This window comes from Streptomyces sp. NPDC021019, from assembly GCF_044333295.1.
GTDB lineage: Bacteria > Actinomycetota > Actinomycetes > Streptomycetales > Streptomycetaceae > Streptomyces.
The window spans coordinates 345,456-367,179 of sequence record NZ_JBIRQR010000007.1; the positions used below are offsets into that span (position 1 = coordinate 345,456).

General features: G+C 72.9%; 20 protein-coding genes. 9 read left to right on the top strand and 11 right to left on the bottom strand.

Annotated elements, in window-relative coordinates; translation table 11 throughout:
- Positions 1-34: 34 nt before the first annotated feature.
- From ACH4RG_RS30785 to ACH4RG_RS30795, 3 genes are all read right to left on the bottom strand, one after another.
- The gene (locus tag ACH4RG_RS30785) at positions 35-1,366 is read right to left on the bottom strand and encodes an MFS transporter (RefSeq protein ID WP_398540549.1); all 1,332 of its coding nucleotides are present in this window, start codon (positions 1,364-1,366) and stop codon (positions 35-37) included.
- Positions 1,366-2,805: a CitMHS family transporter gene (locus ACH4RG_RS30790; protein WP_397932054.1), complete on the bottom strand. Its 1,440-nt coding sequence runs from the start codon at positions 2,803-2,805 to the stop codon at positions 1,366-1,368. Before ACH4RG_RS30790 ends, ACH4RG_RS30785 begins: the two co-directional genes overlap by 1 nt.
- A 292-nt stretch (positions 2,806-3,097) precedes the next feature.
- Positions 3,098-3,718, bottom strand: a complete 621-nt coding sequence (locus ACH4RG_RS30795; protein ID WP_397932051.1) for a TetR/AcrR family transcriptional regulator — start codon at positions 3,716-3,718, stop codon at positions 3,098-3,100.
- Between the two features lie 221 nt (positions 3,719-3,939).
- On the opposite strand from ACH4RG_RS30795, the gene hmgA reads away from it, so the two are divergent.
- From hmgA to ACH4RG_RS30815, 4 genes are all read left to right on the top strand, one after another.
- A complete protein-coding gene (gene hmgA, locus ACH4RG_RS30800) occupies positions 3,940-5,259 on the top strand; it encodes a homogentisate 1,2-dioxygenase (RefSeq protein WP_397922634.1) in 1,320 nt (439 codons plus the stop codon).
- Between the two features lie 35 nt (positions 5,260-5,294).
- Positions 5,295-6,221 (top strand): GntR family transcriptional regulator, encoded by a 927-nt coding sequence (locus tag ACH4RG_RS30805; protein ID WP_397932049.1) that lies wholly within the window; start codon positions 5,295-5,297, stop codon positions 6,219-6,221.
- 70 nt (positions 6,222-6,291) lie between these two features.
- Positions 6,292-7,647: a type ISP restriction/modification enzyme gene (locus ACH4RG_RS30810; protein WP_398540550.1), complete on the top strand. Its 1,356-nt coding sequence runs from the start codon at positions 6,292-6,294 to the stop codon at positions 7,645-7,647.
- Positions 7,648-7,738: 91 nt separating this feature from the next.
- On the top strand, positions 7,739-8,935 hold the full coding sequence (locus ACH4RG_RS30815; protein ID WP_397922628.1) for a CaiB/BaiF CoA transferase family protein: 1,197 nt from the start codon (positions 7,739-7,741) through the stop codon (positions 8,933-8,935).
- A gap of 44 nt (positions 8,936-8,979) precedes the next feature.
- Here ACH4RG_RS30815 and ACH4RG_RS30820 read toward each other — a convergent pair whose 3' ends face one another.
- Together ACH4RG_RS30820 and ACH4RG_RS30825 are read right to left on the bottom strand one after the other, a co-directional pair.
- Positions 8,980-9,243 (bottom strand): hypothetical protein, encoded by a 264-nt coding sequence (locus ACH4RG_RS30820; protein WP_003970092.1) that lies wholly within the window; start codon positions 9,241-9,243, stop codon positions 8,980-8,982.
- Positions 9,244-9,508: 265 nt separating this feature from the next.
- Complete coding sequence (locus ACH4RG_RS30825) at positions 9,509-10,312, bottom strand: SGNH/GDSL hydrolase family protein (protein ID WP_397932042.1); 804 nt, start codon at positions 10,310-10,312, stop codon at positions 9,509-9,511.
- A 399-nt stretch (positions 10,313-10,711) separates the two neighbouring features.
- Here ACH4RG_RS30825 and ACH4RG_RS30830 point away from each other — a divergent pair, with 399 nt between their 5' ends.
- Positions 10,712-11,806, top strand: coding sequence for a DUF5925 domain-containing protein (locus ACH4RG_RS30830; protein WP_397932039.1), 1,095 nt, complete (start codon positions 10,712-10,714; stop codon positions 11,804-11,806).
- A gap of 41 nt (positions 11,807-11,847) precedes the next feature.
- Here the strand turns inward: ACH4RG_RS30830 and ACH4RG_RS30835 are convergent, their stop codons facing one another.
- Complete coding sequence (locus ACH4RG_RS30835; protein WP_397922622.1) at positions 11,848-12,222, bottom strand: GntR family transcriptional regulator; 375 nt, start codon at positions 12,220-12,222, stop codon at positions 11,848-11,850.
- Positions 12,223-12,292: 70 nt separating this feature from the next.
- On the opposite strand from ACH4RG_RS30835, the gene ACH4RG_RS30840 reads away from it, so the two are divergent.
- A complete protein-coding gene (locus ACH4RG_RS30840; protein ID WP_397922620.1) occupies positions 12,293-13,210 on the top strand; it encodes a GNAT family N-acetyltransferase in 918 nt (305 codons plus the stop codon).
- Entirely contained in the window at positions 13,194-13,703 is a 510-nt protein-coding gene (locus tag ACH4RG_RS30845) for a DUF402 domain-containing protein (protein WP_398540551.1), read from the top strand. Before ACH4RG_RS30840 ends, ACH4RG_RS30845 begins: the two co-directional genes overlap by 17 nt.
- Before the next feature lie 77 nt (positions 13,704-13,780).
- Here ACH4RG_RS30845 and ACH4RG_RS30850 read toward each other — a convergent pair whose 3' ends face one another.
- The 4 genes from ACH4RG_RS30850 to ACH4RG_RS30865 form a co-directional block, all read right to left on the bottom strand.
- A complete protein-coding gene (locus ACH4RG_RS30850) occupies positions 13,781-15,274 on the bottom strand; it encodes a trifunctional class I SAM-dependent methyltransferase/NUDIX hydrolase/VOC family protein (protein ID WP_397922616.1) in 1,494 nt (497 codons plus the stop codon).
- 13 nt (positions 15,275-15,287) lie between these two features.
- Positions 15,288-16,817, bottom strand: a complete 1,530-nt coding sequence (locus ACH4RG_RS30855) for a tripartite tricarboxylate transporter permease (RefSeq protein WP_397932031.1) — start codon at positions 16,815-16,817, stop codon at positions 15,288-15,290.
- Positions 16,818-16,820: 3 nt separating this feature from the next.
- On the bottom strand, positions 16,821-17,375 hold the full coding sequence (locus tag ACH4RG_RS30860) for a tripartite tricarboxylate transporter TctB family protein (RefSeq protein ID WP_398540565.1): 555 nt from the start codon (positions 17,373-17,375) through the stop codon (positions 16,821-16,823).
- A gap of 155 nt (positions 17,376-17,530) precedes the next feature.
- A complete protein-coding gene (locus ACH4RG_RS30865; protein WP_397922611.1) occupies positions 17,531-18,514 on the bottom strand; it encodes a Bug family tripartite tricarboxylate transporter substrate binding protein in 984 nt (327 codons plus the stop codon).
- Positions 18,515-18,630: 116 nt separating this feature from the next.
- Between ACH4RG_RS30865 and ACH4RG_RS30870 the strand changes: the two genes are divergently transcribed.
- Positions 18,631-19,317, top strand: coding sequence for a response regulator (locus tag ACH4RG_RS30870; RefSeq protein ID WP_397922609.1), 687 nt, complete (start codon positions 18,631-18,633; stop codon positions 19,315-19,317).
- Between the two features lie 160 nt (positions 19,318-19,477).
- The gene (locus tag ACH4RG_RS30875) at positions 19,478-20,515 is read left to right on the top strand and encodes a lytic polysaccharide monooxygenase (protein ID WP_397932028.1); all 1,038 of its coding nucleotides are present in this window, start codon (positions 19,478-19,480) and stop codon (positions 20,513-20,515) included.
- A gap of 131 nt (positions 20,516-20,646) precedes the next feature.
- Here the strand turns inward: ACH4RG_RS30875 and ACH4RG_RS30880 are convergent, their stop codons facing one another.
- A complete protein-coding gene (locus tag ACH4RG_RS30880) occupies positions 20,647-21,540 on the bottom strand; it encodes an esterase/lipase family protein (RefSeq protein WP_397922605.1) in 894 nt (297 codons plus the stop codon).
- Positions 21,541-21,724: the final 184 nt, after the last annotated feature.

The window sequence follows — 21,724 nt, forward strand, 5'->3', positions numbered from 1 at the left end:
CGAAGGTCGGGGCGTGCGGTCCCGGTGGAGCCGGTCAGCCGGGGTTCTCGGCCCCGTTCCGTGCGGACGGCGGAACGGGGGGCCCGCTGCCGGCCGGTGTGTCCCGCGGTACGGCCGCGGGCACCGTGTCCGGCGGGGCGAGGGGGGACCCCGTGCCCGGGGGTGCCGGCGGTGAGGGCTCCGGGCGCCCGTCGCCGCGCAGGCCGAGTCCCGCCGCACCGATCAGGCCCACGCCGAGCAGCACGAACGGGGCGGCCACTCCCACCGCGCCCGCGATCAGCCCCGCCGCGGCGGGGGCGGCGACCTGGCCGAGCCGGTTGCCGGTCAGCCGGAGGGCGAGCGCGGTGGACCGGGCCCGGTCGGGGGCGGCCCGGACCACGGTGGTCATGGACAGCGGCTGGCCGACGCCGAGGCAGAAGCCGAGCACGGCGAGCATGACGGCGAGGACCGGGACGGACACGGGGAGGGCGACACCCGCGCAGAGGAGCCCGGCGAGCAGGCAGCTGGTGGTCAGCAGGGCCCTGCGGCCCAGCAGCCCCAACAGCGGCGACATGACCAGTCGGCAGGCGATCGTGGCGGCGGCCCGCAGGCTCAGCAGCAGCCCGACGGTGGCCGGGGCGATGGAGCGGTGTTCGCCGACGACCGGCAGGTAGGCGGTGAGGATGTCGGTGGCGGACAGCACCGCCATGCTGATGAGGATGCCCGCGGGGACGCCGCGCGCGCCCAGGATCGCGCGGACCGGGACCTTGTCGCCGGACCTGCCCCCGGGGCCGGTCGCCCGGCGGTGCTCGATGCGCCAGAGCGAGGCGAGGGCGACGGCGGCTACCGCAGCCGACACGAGGAGGGCGAGCGCGCTCGTACGCCCCAGGGTTCCGCCCTGCCCGGAGATGAGCGCGCCCGCGGCGACCGGGCCGATGAGCTGGCCGAGCGAGGCCCCGATCGTGAAGTGCCCGAAGTTGCGGTCCTGCTCGTCGGGCGCGGACTGCCGGGCCACGATCGACTGCGCGCCGATCACGAAGCACAGGTGGCCGAGGCCCATCACCCCGCTCCAGGCGGCCATGGCGGGCAGCGAGGAGACGATGCCGCTGAGCGCGCAGCCGCCGGAGATCAGGAGCACGCCGAGCGGCAGCAGGGGCGCGCAGCGTCCGTGGTCGGTACGGCGGCCGAGCGGAACGGCGACGAACAGCGGGAGCAGGGCGTAGACCCCGGCGATGACGCCGACGGCCGCCTCGTCGGCGCCGAGCGCGAGGGCCCGGTAGGAGACGGCGGGCCGCGCCATCGACACCGCCCCCTGCGCGAAGGCGAAGGCGATGACGAGACGCAGCAGCCAACCCCTGCCGGGCCCGGTTCGCGGTTCGGGTGTCATTACATGATGCCGAAGAGGATGCCCGCCCCGAGCACCACGAGCGAGGTGAGGGCGGCCCACTTGACGGTGAAGCGGGTGTGGTCGCCGAACTCGACCTTCGCCATGCCGACGAGGACGTAGACGGCGGGCACGAGCGGCGAGGACATGTGCAGGGCCTGACCCGCCAGGGAGGCGCGCGCGATCTCCAGCGGCGAGACCCCGTGGGCCGCGCCGGCCTCGGCGAGGACGGGGAGCACACCGAAGTAGAAGCCGTCGTTGGACATGAAGTAGGTGAGCGGCAGGCTGAGCAGGCCGGTGACGAGGGCCATGTGCGGGCCCATCGCGTCGGGGACCGCGCCGACGACCCAGTCGGCCATGTTCTCGACCATGCCGGTGCCCGTGAGGACTCCGGTGAAGACGGCGGCGGCGAAGACCATGCCGGAGACGTTGAGGACGTTGTCGGCGTGCGCGGCGATCCGGGCCCGCTGGTCGGGCATGTGGGGGAAGTTGACGGTGAGCGCGAGGGCCGCGCCGAGCAGGAAGAGCACCGGGATCGGCATCAGTTCCATGATCATCGCCGTCAGCAGGGCGGCGGTGAGTCCGGCGTTGAACCAGTAGAGCTTCGGGCGGAGCGTGGACCGGTTCGGGTCGAGGCCCTGGAACCCGTCGTCGTCCCCGTCCGCAGGGCCGGCGTCGGGGCCGGCCCCCGTACCCGTACCGCCTGCGGAGGGGGCGCCCTTGTGGAGGCGGTCGCCGCCGCCGGCCGTGCCGGTGCCGCCCGTGCTGCTGGTCACCGTCACCGTCTCCGGCTCCGGCTCCCGGGCGAGCGCCTCGTCGAGCGTGAGCATCCCCAGGCGCTTGCGCTCCCGGAGGCCGAGCACGTACGCCAGAATGAAGACGGCGAGCAGTCCCATGGCCAGCGCCGGGATCATCGGCACGAAGATCTCGGACGCGTCGAGCTTGAGGGCGGTGGCGGCGCGGGCGGTGGGGCCGCCCCAGGGGAGGGTGTTCATGACGCCGTTGGCGGTGGCCGCGACGCCGGTCATGACGACCAGGCTCATCTTCAGGCGTTTGTAGAGGGGATACATCGCCGAGACGGTGATCATGAAGGTGGTGGAGCCGTCGCCGTCCAGCGAGACGATCGCGGCGAGCAGCGCCGTACCGACGACGATGCGCATCGGGTCGGCCTGGCAGAACTTCAGGATGCCCCGGACGATCGGGTCGAACAGGCCGACGTCGATCATCACGCCGAAGTAGACGATGGCGAACATCAGCATGGCGGCGGTGGGCGCGAGGTTGCCGACGCCTTCGATGACGTAGTCGCCGAGCTGCGCTCCCTGTCCGACGGCGACACAGAACAGTGCGGGGATCAGTACCAGCGCCGCGATCGGCGACATCTTCTTCGTCATGATCAGGACCAGGAAGGTCGCGATCATGGCGAAGCCGAGGATTGTCAGCATGGGGGATACCTAACGTTCATCCTTGAACTCCCACCGGTGTCGGCGGTCCGGATGACGTTAGGGGCGTTCTCTCGGCGTTAACAAGATGTTGACGTGTGAGCAATACGAGCAAAACCCCAGGTCAACACGGTGATGTCAGAGAGCGGGGGGCGCGGGGCCCGGGACGGCGTTCCGTACGGCGGTGCCGGACAGCGGGCCCGGGAGCGCGCCGTCGAGCAGGTGGTCCCCTGCGCGCCCGGGTGGGCGGCGGCGGCCGTCACACGCGCGGGCTCCGCCGCCCGAAGCCCCTCGCTCAGTCGAGCGTCTGGGCGAGGTAGGACCTGACCAGGGTTCGCGTCTCGGCGACGATGGCCGCGTCCCCCGACGGTTCCGTGCGGAAGGCCAGTTGAAGGAGCGCGTCGGCCGCCTCGACGCTCACCAGGATCGCCCGGGACAGCGCCTCGTCGGGCCGTCGGCCGAGGTGGCCGGCGAGCAGCGCGGCGAGCCGGTCCGCCAGCCGCCGGTTGGCGTCGTCCGCCGCGCCGTCGGCGGGGAACGGCGGCCCGAAGTCGACGAGCGCGAAGCCGGGGACGCTCCGCTTCATCGCCAGGTACTCGTCGAGCACCGCGTCGATGGCGGCGCGCCAGTCGCCGGCCGGAAGGCCGGCGAGCCGGGCGGCGATGCGGTCGGCGTAGGTGTCCAGGTTGCGGAGCGCGAGGGCGTCGACGAGCGCCCGCTTGTTGGAGAAGAACCGGTAGACGGAGCCGATGGGCACGTCGGCGCGCTCGGCGACGGCCCGCGTGGTGAGCTGCTCGTAGCCGGTCTCGTCGAGGAGGCCCGCACAGGAGTCGAGTATCCGGGCCAGCCGGTCGGCGCTGCGCTGCTGCACGGGGGCGCGGCGGAGGTTCGGGTTGACTGGGGGCACGGGCCCCATGATGCCGTGCCCCCGGCCGACCCGGCGGACCGCACCCGCCACCGGCGGACGGCGGCGACGCCCGCCCACAGGCCACTGCCCGCACCCGCCACGATCGGCGCGGCACAGGCCACGAATGGCGCGATGTATGCCGTTGACGTGCACCGCCCCTATTCCTACGGTAGTGCATAGGATTCGTCGTCCGGCGGATCCGAGGGCTTTTTGGGCACCGGGAGTGCGGGATGAGCGCGATCGACCAGGCGAGGAAGACGGCCGAAGGGCTGACGTATTCCTCGGGCTTCGGCAACGAGCACGCCTCGGAGGCGGTTCCCGGGGCACTGCCGCACGGCCGTAACTCCCCCCAGCGCGCCCCGCTCGGGCTGTACGCGGAGCAGTTGAGCGGCTCCGCCTTCACCGAGCCGCGCGCGGACAACCGCCGCTCCTGGCTCTACCGGATCCGTCCCTCGGCCGCCCACCCGGCGTTCACCCGCGTCGACAACGGGGGCCTGCGCTCGGCGCCCTTCACCGAGACCGTGCCGGACCCGAACCGGCTGCGCTGGAACCCGCTGCCCGACCCCGCGCCCGGCACGGACTTCCTGAGCGGCCTGTGGACGCTCGGCGGCAACGGCGACGCCGCGCAGCGCGCGGGTATGGCGATCCACCTGTACAACGCCGACTCCTCGATGACGGACCGGGTGTTCAGCGACTCCGACGGCGAGTTGCTGATCGTCCCCGAGCGCGGCGGGCTGCTGCTGCGCACCGAACTGGGCCTGCTGCGCGCCGAGCCGGGCCAGGTCGCGCTGATCCCGCGCGGAATCCGCTTCCGGGTGGAGCTGCTGGGGGAGACCGCGCGGGGATACGTCTGCGAGAACTACGGCCGCCCCTTCGCGCTGCCCGACCTCGGCCCGATCGGCGCCAACGGCCTGGCGAACGCCCGGGACTTCCTCGCCCCCGTCGCCGCGTACGAGGACCACGAGGGTCCGGTGGAGGTGGTCAACAAGTTCTGCGGGAACCTCTGGTCGGCGACGTACGACCACTCGCCGCTCGACGTGGTGGCCTGGCACGGCAACCACACCCCGTACGTCTACGACCTGCGCCGGTTCAACGTGATCGGCACGATCAGCTACGACCACCCCGACCCGTCGATCTTCACGGTGCTGACCTCGCCGTCCGACACCCCGGGGCTGGCCGGGGTGGACTTCGTCGTCTTCGCCCCGCGCTGGCTGGTCGGCGAGGACACCTTCCGCCCGCCGTACTTCCACCGCAACGTCATGAGCGAGTACATGGGCCTGATCGACGGTGCGTACGACGCCAAGGCGGACGGCTTCGTCCCGGGCGGCGGCTCCCTGCACAACATGATGTCGGCGCACGGACCGGATCGGGAGACCTTCGACCGGGCGAGCGCGGCGGAGCTGAAGCCGCAGAAGATCGACGACGGACTGGCCTTCATGTTCGAGACCCGCTGGCCGGTCACGGCGACCGCGCAGGCGGCCGCCGCCGAACACCTCCAGCGCGGCTACGACGACGTGTGGCAGGGTCTGAGCCGCAACTTCCGGCCGTAGGCGGCGGAAGGCCGGAGGCGACGGGACGGGGCGACATGACGGAGAGCCAGGGGAGAACCGGGGCGGACACCCGGAGGCCCGACGGCGACACCACGGGCACGGCCGCCCGGACCGGGCCTGACGGGCACGCTACCGCCGGGACCGGGACCGAGGGCGACACCACGGGCACGGCCCGGGCCGGCGGGCACGCCCGCGCCGTCCCCGCGCCGCCCTCGCCCGCCTTCGCCCCCGACTCCCTCGTCCTGAACCGGAAGCTGCCTCTCTGGTACCAGGTGTCCCAGTCCCTGCGGGCCTCCATACTGGGCCGCCCCCGGGACGCCTCCGCTCGGCTGCCCACCGAGGAACAGCTCGCCGCGCACTACGGGGTCAGCGTGCTCACGATGCGCCAGGCGCTCAAGGAGCTGGAGGCGGAGGGGCTGATCAGCCGGCACCGGCGGCGCGGCACGTTCATCGAGCCGCGCGCCCGGCGGGTCTCCCCGGTCCGGCTGTTGGGTTCGGTCGACGCGATCGTGGCCCAGCAGTCCGGGGAGGCGACGACCGTTCTCGGCCACGGCCCGACGGCGGTGCCCGGTGATCTCGCCGAGTTCTTCCCGGACTGCGCCGAGGTGACCTGCTACCGGCGGCTGCGCCGCGACGGGCAGAGCGACGAGCCCACCAACTGGGCGGAGAACGCGGTCCGTCCCGACATCGCCGCCCGGATCGACGTGGCCGACCTCGAACGCTGGCCGATGACCAAGGTCCTGCGCGACGTCGTGGGGGTGAGGATCTCCCGGATCACCGACACGGTCGAGGCGCGGCTCGCCGACCCCGTCACCGCCGAGCTGCTCCAGGTCCCGCTGCTCAGCCCGATCCTGCACTACACGGGCGTGACGTACGACGAGGAGGGGCGCGTGGTGGACGTGGCCAGGATCCGCTACCGGGGCGACCGGTTCTCCTTCTCCGTGACGGTGGAGGCCCACTGACCCCGCCCACGCGCGCACCGCCCGCCGTTACGATGCGGAAGGGTCACGGCGGACACGGAAGGACGGGCAGGTGACAGCGCACGGGACAGCCGCGGTCGGCGGCGACGGGAACGCCCGGTCCTCGCCTCCGGGGACACCGGGGGCACCCCGGCCCTCGGACGGGTCCCCGTCGCCGGACAGGCTGCTGTCACCGGACGGACTGCTGTCGTTGGACGAGCTGATGCCGTGGTCCGTACGGCCGCTGCGGACCGGCCGTGCCTGGGTGATCGGCCCCGACCCCGTGGCGCTCCGGGCCCGCTGGGAACGGCTGGCCGCCGCCGGCCCCGCCGACCAGGAGCGGCTGTTCGCGCCCAGCCGTTCCCGTACGCCGCACACCTCGGTCGCCGCCCTGCCCGGCCGGTCCGCCGGAACGGGCCGCTTCGCCCGGACCCCGGGTCCCTGCCCCGACCCCGTACGGATCCTCCACGGCCCCTACGACGAACAGTGGCTGCTCCCCGACCACCGGCTGATCGACGCGGCCCGTCCGGAGCTGTGGCGGGTCGCCGACGGGCGGCAGCTCTTCGCGGTCGAGCACAGCTCCGCCCCCGCGGATTCCGGGCCCGCCCTGTCCGTGACCGCGCTGCTGCCCGACGGGCACTCCCCCGCCGGACGGCCCGGCCGGATCAGGCCGCTCTACCGCAGGCCAGGCGGCACGGAACCCAACCTGGCCCCCGGCCTCACGGACCTGCTGCGCGGGCGGCTCGGCGGTGCGGCGGAGCCGGACCCGTTCGCCCCGGAAGCGGTGCTGGCCTGGGTCCTGGCCGCCGCCCGGCCCTCCGCCACCGGCCCCCGGGTCCCGTTGCCGACCGACGCGGAGGTGTGGTCGTCGGGGGTGGCGCTCGGCCGGGAGCTGATGCGGCTCCAGTTGCGCGGGGCCCGGGGCGGGGAGCGGCCCCGGCTGCCGGGCGGGCGCAGACCCTATGTGCGGGCGGCTCTCCCGGCCCGCCCCACCGAGTTGGTCCATGAGGCCGAGGGCGAGGCACTGGTCGTCGGCGATGGCCGGATCTCGCCGGTGCCCGCGGCAGCCTGGGAGTTCACGGTGGGCGGAGTACGCCTGCTGGAGCTCTGGTTCGGGCGCCGGGCCGCGGCGGCGAGGGGCCGGGGACCGGACGGGGCCGCCCCGGACGGACTGGACGCGGTCGGTGCGCGCGGCTGGCCCCGGGAGTGGACCTCGGAGCTGCTCGAACTCATCACCGTGCTCGCCCTGCTGGACGGCACGACCGGGCCACGGAAGAAGCTGTGGGCGGCGCTGGAGGCGGGGCCGCTGATCGGACCCGCCGAGCTGCGGGCGGCCGGAGTGCTGCCGGTGCCGCCCTCGGCACGGCGTCCCGCATCGGTGCTCGGACACCAGGAGGAGGGCCCGGAGGGGCAGTTCGCGCTGCTGTAGCGGCGGGCCGGGGCCCCGGAGCGGCGGGCCGGGGAGTCCGCAGGGCGGCCGGAGGTGGCACGAGCGGCGCTCAGAGGGTAAGCACGGGGTCATGAACACCTTGCCACTCCCCCTCGACGGCATCACCGTGGTGGCCGTCGAGCAAGCGGTCGCCGCCCCCTTCGCCACCCGGCAGCTCGCCGATCTCGGAGCCAGGGTCGTCAAGGTGGAGCGCCCGGACGGCGGCGACTTCGCGCGCGGCTACGACACGGCGGCGCGCGGTCTCGCCTCGCACTTCGTCTGGTGCAACCGCGGCAAGGAGTCCCTCGCCGTCGACCTGAAGGACCCGCGCGGCCTCGCGGTGGTCCATGAACTCGTCGCCGGGGCCGATGTGTTCGTCCAGAACCTGGCCCAGGGGGCGGCGGCCCGGCTGGGGCTCGACGCCGCCTCGCTCTGCGCGGCGCACCCGCGCCTGGTGGCGGTCGACATCTCCGGTTACGGCGCGGAGGGGCCGTACGCGCACAAGCGGGCCTACGACATGCTCGTGCAGTGCGAGGCCGGCCTGGTCTCGGTGACGGGAACGGCCGAGCAGCCGGTGAAGGCGGGCGTTCCGGCGGCGGACATCGCGGCGGCGATGTACGCATTCTCCGGGGTTCTCGCGGCGCTGCTGCGGCGGTCGACCACCGGGCGGGGCGGTCCGGTGGAGGTATCCATGCTGGACGCGCTGGCCGAGTGGATGGGCCATCCGCTGCACCAGGGGACGCACGGCTCCGCGCCCCCGGCGCGCACCGGTCTCGCGCACTCGGTGATCTCCCCGTACGACGCCTACGCGACGGCCGACGGGGAGCGGGTGCTGCTCTCCGTGCAGAACGACCGGGAGTGGCGGCGGCTGACGGAACAGGTGCTCGGGCGGCCCGAGTTGGCCGACGACCCGGACTTCGCGACGAACGCGGCGCGCACCGCGAACCGGGAGCGGACCGACGAGGCGGTGGGCCGGGCGCTGGCGGGCCTGACGGGGCGGGAGGCGCTGGCCGCTCTCGAGGCGGCGGGCGTCGCCTGTGCCCGGCTGAACACGGTGGCCGACGTGGCGGCGCATCCGCAGCTCGCGGCACGGGGCCGGTGGCGGGAGGTGGGGACACCGGTGGGGCCGTTGCGGGCGCTGCTGCCGCCGATCACGCTGCCGGGGAGCGAGGAGGCACGGATGGGTGCCGTACCGGCGCTGGGTGAGCACACCGATGCGCTGCTGCGAGCCCTGGGGATGACGGACGAGCAGACATCGGTGCTGCGCCGGGACGGAGTGATCGTCTGAACCGCCCCGAGCGGGGGGCCGGTCCCGACGGGCGATGCCGTGGGTCAGCGGCGGCTGCCGAAGAGCGAGCGCCGCAGTCGCCGCAGCGGCGCGAAGAGCGACACGCGTGCGCTCCTGCTCCTGCGGGTGTGCGCGGCATCACGCGAGGTCAGTTCACGCATGAGCAGCGTCGCTTCCGCCGACTCGCGCTGCGGGACGACGGGGCCGCCGAGCACCGCGAGATGGCGGTCGAGGCGCGTACTGGTCGCACCGCTCCCGCATGTGATGGCAGGCACACGCGGCCTGCTTCGCACCGTTATCTGTTCCATGTCACTCCCCACCCGTACGAGGGCACCCGGTCCGGGCAGGTTAACCCTATCGTCCCGCGGTGACACCCGTGTATCCCGGCCACAGGATTACGCACACACATACGGAGGTTGACGCCTCGTTACCGAATCCGCGCGATTCCAGGGCGACTTCGGACAGTTCGAGCGGTTCGCACGGTTCGGAGCGGTCGTCGGGCCGTCCCCCGCGCGCAGGCCGCGTGGGGGACGGCGGGGCGGAGCACCCGGGTCGAAAGCGCCGGGCCGCCGGTCAGAGAGCGGAGTTGAGGACGGGAAGGTAGCCGCCCGACTGTCCGGCGGCGGTGGGGTGGTAGGACTCGCCGATATTGAGCCAGTTCACGCTGTGCAGCCAGGAGTTGCCCGAGCAGATCTCGTGGCCGGCGAAGGTCGTCCTGACGTCGCCGAAGGTGAAGCCGTGGTCCGCCGCACGCTTGGCGGTGGCGGTGTTGAGGTGGTCGGACGCCCCGTTGATGGCGGAGCGCTCCTTCTCGCTGAGACCGGCGACGCAGCCGCCGCCGAGCTGGTAGAAGCGGGGGTAGCCGAGGACGACGACCTGCGCGGAGGGGGCCTTGGAGCGGATGGCCGTGTACACGGAGTCGAGCCTGCCGGGCAGGGTGGAGTCGACGTAGGCGCGGGCGGTGGCGACGCGGTTGAGGCAGGTGGCCTCGGACTGAAGGACACAGGTCGTCATGACGTCGGCGAACCCCGCGTCATTGCCGCCGATGGAGATCGAGACGAGGTCGGTCGAGGCGTTCAGCCGGCCGAGCTGACCACCCGTGACGTCTCCGGTCCGGGCGCCGGAACAGGCGGCGAAGTCGAACGAGGAAGGGGAGTTGGCGGTCGCCCAGAGGGCGGGATAGGCGCGACTGCTCCGCTTGCAGCTGGAGCCGTCGTAGCCGCCGGCTCCGACGCCGGAGGAGTACGAGTCACCGAGGGCGACGTAGTCGACGGCCGCGGCGGACGAGTCGGCGCTCGCGACCCCGGCACCGGTGAGGGCGAGGGCGGCGCCGAGCAGGAGCGAGGACGAGAACGCCACGAGTCTGGACATTTTCATGGGACCTCCTTGAGCAGGGGATATCTGCCTACTCCGTAGTAGCAGCACCCGCATCGCACTGGAAGTGTCCATGCCAAAATTAGGGGTGGAGTGCTTCCGTCCGCCCCCGTTCGTTCAACGGGCGCTCCTTGACGTCCCGCTGGCGCCCCGTCGGTTTCGGGACGCGCCGCCGTCCCGGCACACGAGCCCGCTGGGGGGCGGCGGATCAGGACCGGGCAGGCCGCGGCGTCCGGTGCGGTGCAACGCAAGGCGCCGGCACGTCCTCGTCACGGAGCGATGGGGGCGTTTCGGCAACGCGGCGAGGTGCCGTGCCAGGCGGCGCGGCCCCGGTCAGGGTCCGCGCCGGACACGCCCTAAACCCGGGTGCACGGGGGCATCCGGTGCCGGATCATGGGCGCCATGCCTGACTCCCCCGCATCCGCTCTGCCGATCCGGCTCACCGTCGACGACAGCGATTCACCGTCCGACGTCGTCGACGCGCTCTTCCTCGGCCGCTTCGTGACGGGCGAGCAGCCGTACGCGCACAGCTCCTCCCTCGACCGGGTCAGGGCCGGGGCGACGCTGTTGCCGCCGGACGCCACCGTGCTGCGGTCCGCCCGCGACGACGACCGCAGCGCGACGCTCGCGGAGGGCGAGGGCTGGACCCTGCTGGCGTCCCGGTGGAACCGGGGCGCGGACGTCACCGTCACCGCGACCAGCGACGAACTGGCGATGAAGGTCCTCGGCCAGGCCACCGAGGGGGCGAAGGACGAGCCGGAGCCCCAGCCCGACAACGTGACCATGGGCTTCTGGTACGTCTCCCCGCGCCGCGGCCCGTACCGCACCACCCGCCGGATCACCGCCGGAAGCTGGGACGAGGTCCGCCCCAACTACACCGCGCCGGTGGCCGAGGCGATGGGCCGGCTGATGAAGGTGACGCCGGACGACATCGCGGGCCGGCTCCTCCTGCTGCACGGCCCGCCCGGGACCGGCAAGACGTCCGCGCTGCGCACCCTGGCCCGTTCCTGGCGCGACTGGTGCCAGGTCGACTGCGTGCTGGACCCCGAGCGGCTCTTCAACGACGTCGGCTACCTCATGGACATCGCGATCGGCGAGGACGACGGCACGGCGAAGGGGCGGTGGCGGCTGCTGCTCCTGGAGGACTGCGACGAGCTGATCCGCGGCGAGGCCAAGCACACGGCGGGCCAGGCCCTGTCCCGGCTGCTGAACCTGACGGACGGCCTGCTGGGCCAGGGCCGCAACGTGCTGGTGGGGGTCACCACCAATGAGGACCTGGAGCGGCTGCACCCGGCGGTCGTACGGCCCGGCCGCTGTCTGGCCAGGATCGAGGTCGGACCGCTGACCCGTCAGGAGTCGGTGGCCTGGCTGGGCACGGACGAAGGGGTGAGCCGGGAGGGCAACTCCCTCGCCGAGCTGTACGCGCTGCGCCGGGGCATCGGGCCCGCGGCGGTACCGAAGCAGGACGCGGGGTCGGACGCGGGGCTGTATCTGTAGCAGCCGGCCGACCGCTACGGGTGCGCCCGCGGTGATCCGCTTCAGTCCCCGTACGCCGCGCGCAGCGCGTCCTTGGCCAGCGCCAGGGCCTGCTGCCGGGTGAGGCCGAGCCGCTCGGCGGTCTCGGCGTACAGCCGCGCGGCGGTGGCCGCCCGCTGCTCGGCCGCTCCCCCGGCGGCCGCGACGAAGGTTCCGTTGCGGCCCCGGGTCTCGATCACCCCGTCCGCCTCCAGGGCACGGTAGGCCTTGGCGACGGTGTTGGCGGCGAGGCCCAGCTCCTCGGCGAAGCCGCGTACGGTCGGGAGCCGGTGGCCGACGGGCAGCGCCCCGGAACGAGCCAGTTCGGAGAGCTGGGTGCGGAGTTGCTCGTACGGCGCGATGCCGGAGTCCGGGTCGAGGACGATCTTGTCAGTCACGGGCCGATTCTCCCCCACCGGCGAAAAAAGGGGAGGCGTTCGGGGCGCGGCTGCGCATACGGTCCACCGCATGACTGTGATCGTGCGCGATTTCCGGCCGTCCGACGCGGAGGCGTGGACCGAGGCCCGCCGGGCCTCGGTCCCCTGGATGGTGGCCACCCCCGAACAGGTCGTCCACGACCTGGCCCACGCCCATCCGGACCGGCACTACCGGCTGCTGGTCGCCGAGGAGGACGGCGAGATCATCGCCACGGCGCAGGCGGGGGTCGCCCACGAGAGCTCGGAGCCGGGCCAGGGATACTTCACCCCGCAGACGCTTCCCGGCCGGACGAACCGCGGTGCGGGATCGCTGCTGCTGCGCACGGCTGAGGAGCACCTGGCCGAGGTCGGGGCCACGGTCCTGTACGCGTGGGTCCTGGACGACCCGGAGAGCCTGGAGTTCGCCCGCAAGCGGGGCTACCGGCCCAGCCGCTCCGCGCACTTCCAGCGCCTCGACCTCGCGGGCGGCTCCCTGCCGCCGCGCCAGGAGCTCCCGGTCGGCGTCGAGCTGCGTCCCGGCTCCGACTTCGCCGAGGATCCCCGGCCGCTGTTCGAGGCGGACGCCGAGGTGACGGCCGACGAGCCGGGCGACATCAACACCGAGCTGGACGACTACGAGGACTGGCTGACGAACGTCTGGCGGCACCCGGCCTTCGACCAGGGGCTCTCCTCGGTGGTGCTGGTGGACGGGAGGGTGGCGGCGTTCAGCGCGGCCACCACCGACGGCGCGCGCACCTATCTGAGCTCCATGACCGGCACCCTGCGGGACTTCCGGGGGCGGGGCCTGGCGAAGCTCGCGAAGAACGACTCGCTGCACCGGGCCCGGGCGGCCGGATACACCGACGCCTACACCTCCAACGACACCGGCAACGGCCCGATGCTGGCCGTCAACCAGTGGTTCGGCTACCAGGTCTGCGCGACGGAGGTCCGCCATGTCCGCACCCTCTGAGCCCCGCGCGGGCCGCACGAAGGGCCTCGTCGTCGCCCTGTCCAAGGCGGGCCGTACCAAGATCAGGTATTCGGCGGAGCTGGTCCGGGACGACGGCGTCCGCGTCACCGTCCGGGCGCCCTGGGCCGCCCCGGGGGTGCGGGACTTCGGCTTCGTCCGGTTCGAGCCGGGCGACGTCCTCACCGAGCACTACTGGCGGGACCGGTGGTTCGCGGTGAAGGAGGTCCGCACGGGCGACGGCCGGCTCAAGGGCTGGTACTGCGACATCACCCGGCCCGCCGTGCTGGCGGACGGGGTGCTGGCGGTCGAGGACCTGGACCTGGACCTGTGGGTCTCGGCCGACGGCGCTTCGGTCCTGCGGCTGGACGAGGACGAGTTCGAGGAGAGCGGTCTGGCCGGCCGCGATCCGGCGGCGGCCGGGGCGGCGGTCCGAGCCCTGGACGACCTGGAACGCCTGGCCCGGACGGAGGGGCTGACCGCCCTGCTCGGCTGAACGGCCCCGGCGGCGATGGCGGGCGGGGGGCTCGTACGGACCGCCGGGCGCGGCTTCCGTACGGAACTCCGGGCCGCTCAGGGGCGGGGCCGGGAGTCGGCGACCAGCTCCACCTCGTACCCCGCCGGGTCCTCCAGGTAGGCGGCGTGGTGCCCCTCGCCGCCCGCGTACGGATGGCGGTCGGGGAACAGCAGCCGCCAGCCGTGCGCCGGGGCCTCGGCGACCAGGGCGTCGAGGGCGGCCCGGTCCGCGACGTGGAACGCCAGGTGGTTGAGGCCGGGGCGGCGGCGGTCGTGGCCGCCGGCGGCCAGGTCGGGCGACCGCTCCACCACGACGTACGTGTCACCGCGCCGCCAGCTGCGGCCGTGGGCCCAGCGCTGGTACGGGACGTGGCCGAGCCGGCCCAGCAGCCATCCCCAGCCGCGCTCCGCCTCCGCCAGGTCCGCCACCCACAGCTCGATGTGGTGCACCCGCCCGGTGACCTCCCCGGCGGCGGGCAGCGGGACGGCGCGGCCGGCGCCGCCGGGAACGTACGCGATCGGCTCCCCGTCCCGGTGCCAGTGGATCATGAAGTGCTCGCCCGCCCGGTAACCGTCCAGACCGGCACGGCAGTACGCGACCATGTCGTCCGGCAGGGCGGCCAGCGGGAACCAGCCCAGCTCGGAGCACTTCTCCGGCTCCGCGTTGCGCGGCGGGCGGGCCGGGTCGTGCTCCGCGACGAAGAACCAGCCCATGCGCGCCCCGCCTCCGGGGCCCCGGTGCTGCATCACGAGGGCCACCTTCAGCTCCTCGGGCTCCAGATCGAGGCCGATCTCCTCGGCGGCCTCCCGGATCATCGCCTCGCGGACGTCCTCGCCGTCCTCCGCGTGGCCGGAGGGCATGTGGAGCAGTCCGTCCGCGTACCCGGTGTCGGAGCGGCGGGCCAGCAGGACGTCCGGGCCACGACGCAGGATCAGGTGGACGTCGACGACTTCGGTGTGCCGGTGCGGCGGCATCGCGCGGGCGACCAGCGCATAGCGCTCGTCGTCGACCTTTCTGCCCCAGAGCCGGGAGTCGGGGGCCAGGTCCTCGTGGTGGATGCGCTCGGTGTGCGCGGAGACCAGGGCGGTGAGCGCGGTGGCGGACAGGCCGGCGCCACCCCGCACCCCTTCGACGAGAACGAGCCGCCCGCCCGGCTTCAACAGGCCGAACCAGTGCTCCAGGGCCGCCGCCGGATCGGGCAGCAGCCGGACGACGTGCCGGGCCACGACGACGTCGAACACCCGCTCCCCGACCGGGGGCCGGGCGGCGTCCCCGACGAGGACCTCCGCACCGGTCCCGGCCAGCTTGGCACGGGCCCGGTCGGCCATGCGGGGCGAGCGGTCGACGGCGGTGACGCGGTGACCCTGGCCCGCGGCGAGCAGGGAGAGACTGCCGGTGCCGCACCCCAGGTCCAGCACGTCGGCGCGGGTGCCGGGCAGCCAGCTCTCCAGCCGCCCGGCCCAGGCGTCGCGCACCGCGGGGTCGAGGAGCCCGTGGTCGGGCTCCTCGTCGAAGGATCCGGCAGCCGCGTCCCAGTCGATCGTGGTCATGGAGCCGATGTTCTCAGCCGTCACCGACCGTGCGGGACCCCTCCACCGTTTTCCGTCCACCGCGCAGCCGGACGATCAGCCGGCCGATCAGCGGCCAGGCCACGATCAGCACCACGATCGCGTAGACCGTGACGGAGAACGGGGTGTTGACCAGGCCGGACACACTCCCGTCGCTGATCTGGAGCGCGCGCCGCAGCTGCTGTTCGGCGGCCGGGCCGAGAATCACCCCGATGACGGCGGGCAGCACCGGCAGTCCGTAGCGCCGCATCCCGAACCCGATCAGCCCGATGATCAGGAGGATCACCAGATCGAGGGACTCGCCGCCGACCGCGTACGCGCCGACGGCGGCGAAGAACAGGATGCCCGCGTACAGGTAGGGGCGCGGGATCCGCAGCAGCTTCGCCCAGACGGGGGCGAGCGGCAGGTTGAGAGCGAGCAGCAGCACCATGCCGACGAAGAGCGAGGCGATGAGGCCCCAGACCAGCTCCGGTTCGCGTTCGAACAGCAGGGGGCCGGGCTGGATCCCGTACTGCTGGAAGGCGGCCAGCATCACGGCGGCGACAGCGGTGGTGGGCAGTCCGAGCGTGAGCATCGAGACGAGGGTTCCGGCGGCGGAGGCGGAGGCGGCGGCCTCCGGTCCCGCGACGCCTTCGATGGCCCCCTTGCCGAACTGGTCACGGTGCTTGGAGAGCCGCTTCTCGGTGACGTAACTGAGGAAGGTGGGGATCTCCGCGCCGCCCGCCGGGATCGCCCCGAAGGGGAAGCCGATGACGGGACCGCGCAGCCAGGGCTTCCAGGTGCGCTTCAGGTCGGCGCGGCCGAGCCACGGTCTGCCGACGGGGATCGGCTTTCCGGTGGAACGGCGCAGGTGGGCGGCGACCCAGAGCGCTTCGCCGATCGCGAAGAGTCCGACCGCGACGATGACCACGTCGACGCCGTCGGCCAGTTGGAGCGAGCCGAAGGTCAGGCGCTGCTGGCCGGTCATCTGGTCGAGGCCGACCAGTCCGATGGTGAGACCGATGAGGAGCGAGGCGATGCCGCGGATGCGGGAGGCGCCGAGGACGGAGGTGACGGCGATGAAGGCCAGCACCATGATGGCGAAGTAGTCCGGGGCGCCGATGCCGATGGCGAGGGAGGCGACGGTCGGGGCGAGGACGACCAGCAGGATCGTGCCGATCATGCCGCCCGCGAAGTGACCGATCGCGGCGGCGGCGAGCGCTTGGGCGCCGCGTCCGCCCTTCGCCATCGGGTTGCCCTCGATCGCGGCGACCACGGCCGCGCTCTCCCCGGGGGTGTTGAGGAGGATCGAGGTGGTGGAGCCGCCGAACATCGCGCCGTAGTAGATCCCGGCGAACATGATGAACGCGCCGGTCGGGTCGAGTCCGTACGTCACCGGGAGCAGCAGCGCCACGGCCATCGCCGGGCCGATGCCGGGGAGCACACCGATCGCGGTGCCGAGCAGGACGCCGATCGCGGCCCAGAGCAGGTTCATCGGGGTGAGCGCGGTACCGAAGCCGTCGATGAGGGAGTTGAGGGAATCCATCGGTCAGAGCACCCCCATCAGCGGGCCGCCAGGAAGGGGGACACCGAGCAGGTTGTCGAAGACGAAATAGGTGGCGAGGGAGATGCCGGCCGCGATGAGCGGGTCCCGGCCGTGGTGCCGGCTGCCGAGCGCGTAGGCGGAGCCCCAGAAGAGCAGCGCCCCGGCGATGGGGAAGCCCAGGGGGACGATCAGGACCGCGGCTCCGAGGAAGACCCCGGTGAGCAGGAGGACGGTGCGCCAGTCGGCCGGTTCGTCGAGGTCGACGTCCTCGCCGCCCTCCGCCTCGCCCCGGCCACCGCGCAGGACGTCGCCGGCGAGCAGGACGGAGATGAGGAGGAACAGACCGCCGATGACGAAGGGGACCGTCCGGGGGCCGACGGGACCGCGCTGGGCGATGTCGACGCTCATGGTGAAGGCGTCGGTGAGAACGAGCACGCCGAGCGCGAACAGCAGCACACAGACGCCGAGTTCGGAGTGCTCGCGCAGCCAGCCGAGCTGGGCGTTCCCCTCCTGTGCGGCTTCGGCGCTCGCCCGCGCCGCGGAGCCAGGGGTTGGGATCGATCCGGTCGATGCGGTCGGTCCGGTGCGGCCGGTCGGTCCGGTCGGTTCGGTCGGTCCGGTCGGTCCGGTGCGGCCGGTCGGTTCGGTCGGTTCGGTCGGTCCAGTGGGTCTGGTCGGTTCGGTCGGTTCGGTCGGTTCGGTGGGTCCGGTGGTCACAGCCCCAGCTCCTTGAGAACGGTGGCGACGCGCTGGTTCTGCTCGTCGAGGAAGTCGCCGAAGGGTTCGCCGATGAGGAGGGCGTCGTCCCAGCCGTTCTTCTTCATCGACTCCTGCCACTGCTTCGTGCCGTGGAGTTCGCGGATCAGACCGGTGAGCTTGTCGCGTTCGGCCGACGAGAGGCCGGGCGGGGCGACGACGCCGCGCCAGTTGGTGAACTCGGTGTCGAGGCCGGCTTCGCGCAGGGTGGGGGCGTCGAGGCCCGGCACCCGCTTCGGACCGGTCACGGCGAGCAGGCGCAGTTCGCCCGCCTCGATCTGGTCGCGGTACTCGCCGAGACCGGAGACCCCGAAGCCGACCTTGTTGCCGAGGATGGAGGCGAGCAGTTCGCCGCCACCGTCGAACGGGACGTAGTTGACCGTCCTCGGGGCGATGCCGGCCGCCTGCGCCATGAGCATCGGGGCGAGGTGGTCCGGGCCGCCGGGCGAGGATCCGCCGCCGACCGGGACGCCGGCCGGGTCCTTCTTCCAGGCGGCGAGCAGGTCGGCGATGGTCCGGTACCGGGAGTCCTTGGAGACGACGACGATGTCCGGCTCCTCGGTGAGCCGGGCGATCGGGGTGGTGTCGGCCAGCGTGCTCGGGGACTTGTTGGTGTGGACGGCTCCGACGACGCCGAGTCCCATGGAGAGCGCGAGCTTGCCGTTGCCGTGTTCGCCGACGAGCCGGGTCAGGCCGACCGTTCCGCCGGCGCCCGGCAGGTTGAACACCTCGATGTTGTGGGTGAGTCCGGCGTCCTCGGCGTTCTTGGCCAGGGTCCGGGCGGTGATGTCGTAACCGCCGCCGGGAGTGTTGGGGACCATGAAGCGGAGCCCGGGAATCTGGGTGCCGGTGTCGGAGCCGTCACCGGTGGACAACAGGGGTGGCCCCACCACCACCAGCAACGCGGCCCCGAAGAGGGCGAGGAGAGTGCGCAGTCGCACGGGTTCCGCCTTTCCACTGTGAAGTGGCCCACATGTTGCCCGCGCGTTAAGAAGCTGTCTCCCTTCCGGTATCAACGGACGTTGTGGTCATTGCGGTCGCCGCCTAGCGTGGCGGCGTGACAACTGTGCTGGTGGTGGACGACGACTTCATGGTCGCGAAGCTGCACAGCCGCTATGTGTCCGCTATGGACGGCTTCGCGGTCGTCGGGGTGGCACACAACGGTGCCGACGCCTTGCGGGCGGCCGAGCGACTGCGCCCCGATCTGGTGCTGCTGGACATCTATCTGCCCGATATGGACGGGATCGGGGTGCTGCGCGCCTTGCGTGCGGCGGAGGAGCTGGACACCTCGCGCCCCAGCGCGGACGCCCTGTTCATCACGGCGGCCCGGGACGCGGGGGTGATCCGGGCGGCGCTGCGGGCGGGGGCCCTGCACTATCTGATCAAGCCGTTCAGCCGGTCCGCCCTCCAGGAGCAGATGCGCCACGTCGCCTCGCTGCGCACCCGCCTGGACAGGCTGGGAGAGGCCCGCCAGGAGGACGTCGACCAGATCTTCGGCCCCCGCCCACCCGGCTCGCGCGAGCTGCCGAAGGGCCTGGCCGCCCCCACGGCCGACCTGGTGGAACGCACCTTGCGCGACCACCCCGAGGGCCTGTCCGCTTCGGAGTGCGCCGAGGTGGGAGCACTGTCCCGGGTGAGCGCGCGCCGCTACCTGGAGTACTTCGCCGGAACGGGCCGGGCCGAGGTGACCCTGCGCTACGGAGGCACGGGGCGGCCGGAGCGGCGGTACCGGTGGACGGGGTGAGGCGGCGGGGCCGGGGCTACCTGAGCCCCTGCCTAATCCTTCCTTAACGCCATCATAAGGATGGTCACCACCCCGTCCCACCAGGCTTTTTGGGCCTTCGGAGCGGCTAGCTTGCTGAGCGCAACCCTCACAGCTGTGCCATCTCGAAGGAGATCCATCCATGACCGCTCGTCGCAAGGCCGCCGGTATCCTCGCCCTCGGTTTCGCACCGCTCGCACTGGCCGGGCTGGCCTCCGCCCCGGCCGTCGCGCACGGTTCGCTCACCGACCCGGTGAGCCGGGTGTCCGCGTGCTTCGCCGAGGGGCCCGAGAGCCCGGCGTCGGCGGCGTGCCGGGCAGCGGTCGCGGCCGGCGGGACGCAGGCGCTGTACGACTGGAACGGGGTGAACATCGCCAACGCGGCGGGCAAGCACCGTGAGTTGATCCCGGACGGCAAGCTGTGCAGCGCGGCCAACGACAAGTTCAAGGGACTCGACCTCCCGCGCGCCGACTGGCCGGCCACCGCGATGTCGGCGGGCAAGCACACCTTCCGGTTCCGCGCGACGGCTCCGCACCGGGGATCGTTCGAGCTGTACCTCACGAAGCCCGGTTACGACCCCACGAAGCCGCTGGCCTGGTCGGATCTGGAGGCGAAGCCCTTCGCCGAGGCCACCGACCCGGCGCTGGAGAACGGTTCGTACGTCTTCGACGGGACGGTCCCCGAGCGCTCGGGGCGGCAGCTGGTCTATACGGTCTGGCAGCGCTCCGACTCCCCCGAGGCGTTCTACGCTTGCTCCGACGTGACGTTCGGCGGCGCTTCGGCCGGCGGTGGAGTGGAGAACGAGGAGGGCCGGCAGGGTTCCGGCGGTGACTCCGGCGCCGAGGCCCCGGCGGCGGAGCCCTCCGCGCCGTCCGAGGACGCCATCGCCGAGGGTTCCGAGAAGTCCTCGGTCGAGCACAACGGCCACGGGGACGACGACGCGAACACCGGGGCGAAGGCCACCGCCGCCGCTCCGGCCGCTCCGGCCGAGAAGGCCGAGGGCAACGCCCCGGAGGTCAACGCGGCGGGCTCCGACGAGGTGCTGGCCGAGACGGGCGGTTCCACCAGCAGCACGTATCTGGCGATCGGGGGCGCGGGTGTCCTCGCCGCCGGCGCGGCCGTACTGTTCGCCTCGCAGCGCCGACGGGCCGCCGCCGCGGCGGGCCGCCACAGCCGCTGACCGCCGCAGCGCCCCTCCCCCCTACCCCTGCCGCGTCCCTCCGGGACGTCGGGCGCGGCAGGACATGACGGGCCGGGGTCCGCCGTCCGCACCGTCGGACGCCGGGCCCCGGCCCGTCGTCGCGCGAGGGGTCAGCCGATGACCGAGGCGCAGGTGGTCGGGGTGGCGCGTGCCGGGTCGAGGGCGTTGGCCACTTCGTGGAAGGCGATGCGGTCGATGGTGCCGATCGCCACGTGCTCGGACAGGTCGAGCGGGCACAGGTCCTGGAGCAGCACGTTGCGTACGTTCGGCCCGTCCAGGTACTGCGTGCGGTACGGGGTCACGACCTGGTCGTACTTGGTCGCGATGACGGTGTAGCGGACGCCGGGTACGGTGTCGCCGCCCGCCGTGAGCTTGGTGATGAAGGGCGACCCCGCGACCTGGTCGGCGAGTCCGGGGGTCTTGTCGCTGATGAACCTCTCGACGCCGGGGAAGAACGGCAGCAGCTTCGTGAGGCCGAGCAGCGTGGTGCCGTGGTTGTCCGGGGCGATGCCGACGAGGGCGTTGACCTTGTCGGCGCCGCCGAGGAACTTCAGGTAGTGGTTCGGCATCATGCCGCCCTGCGAGTGGCCGACGAGGTCGGCCTTCGGGGCTCCGGTGGCGTCGAGGACCTCGTCGACGAACACGTCGAGCTGTTCGGCGGACTGGTCGATGGGGCCGAGACCGTGGAAGAACGGCACGCCGGGGAGCTGTCCGTAGTCGAGGGAGAAGACGCAGTAGCCCCGGTTGACCAGGTAGGGGGCGAGGACCAGCCAGTTGTCGATCGAGTTCCCGAAGGTTCCGTGGACCAGGACGACGGGACGGGGATGGGCGGCGGAGGGCTTGCAGGAGTAGTCGTTCCAGCCACGCGAAGTGGCCTCGGCGGCGGCCGGGGTCGCCGCGGTCGCGGTCGCCGTGGGGGCGACGAGGACGGTGAGGGCGAGGAGCAGGACGGCGAACAGACTGCGCGTGCGGGGAACGCGCGCAGCACGGATCCAGGGCAGCATCGTGGGGTCTCCTTGCGGCTCAAGGGAGGTGCGATGGCGGTGCGCCCTGTGGCCCGGACCACAAGCTTTATGTGCTCATGCCAAATTACGCACGAGTAAGGTGGCGAGGGAAGTTACGCGTCGGTAAAAACTGGCGGGGGCGGAGTGCTCGTTCCCGGCCACCGACCCGGCCGGCCACCCGCCT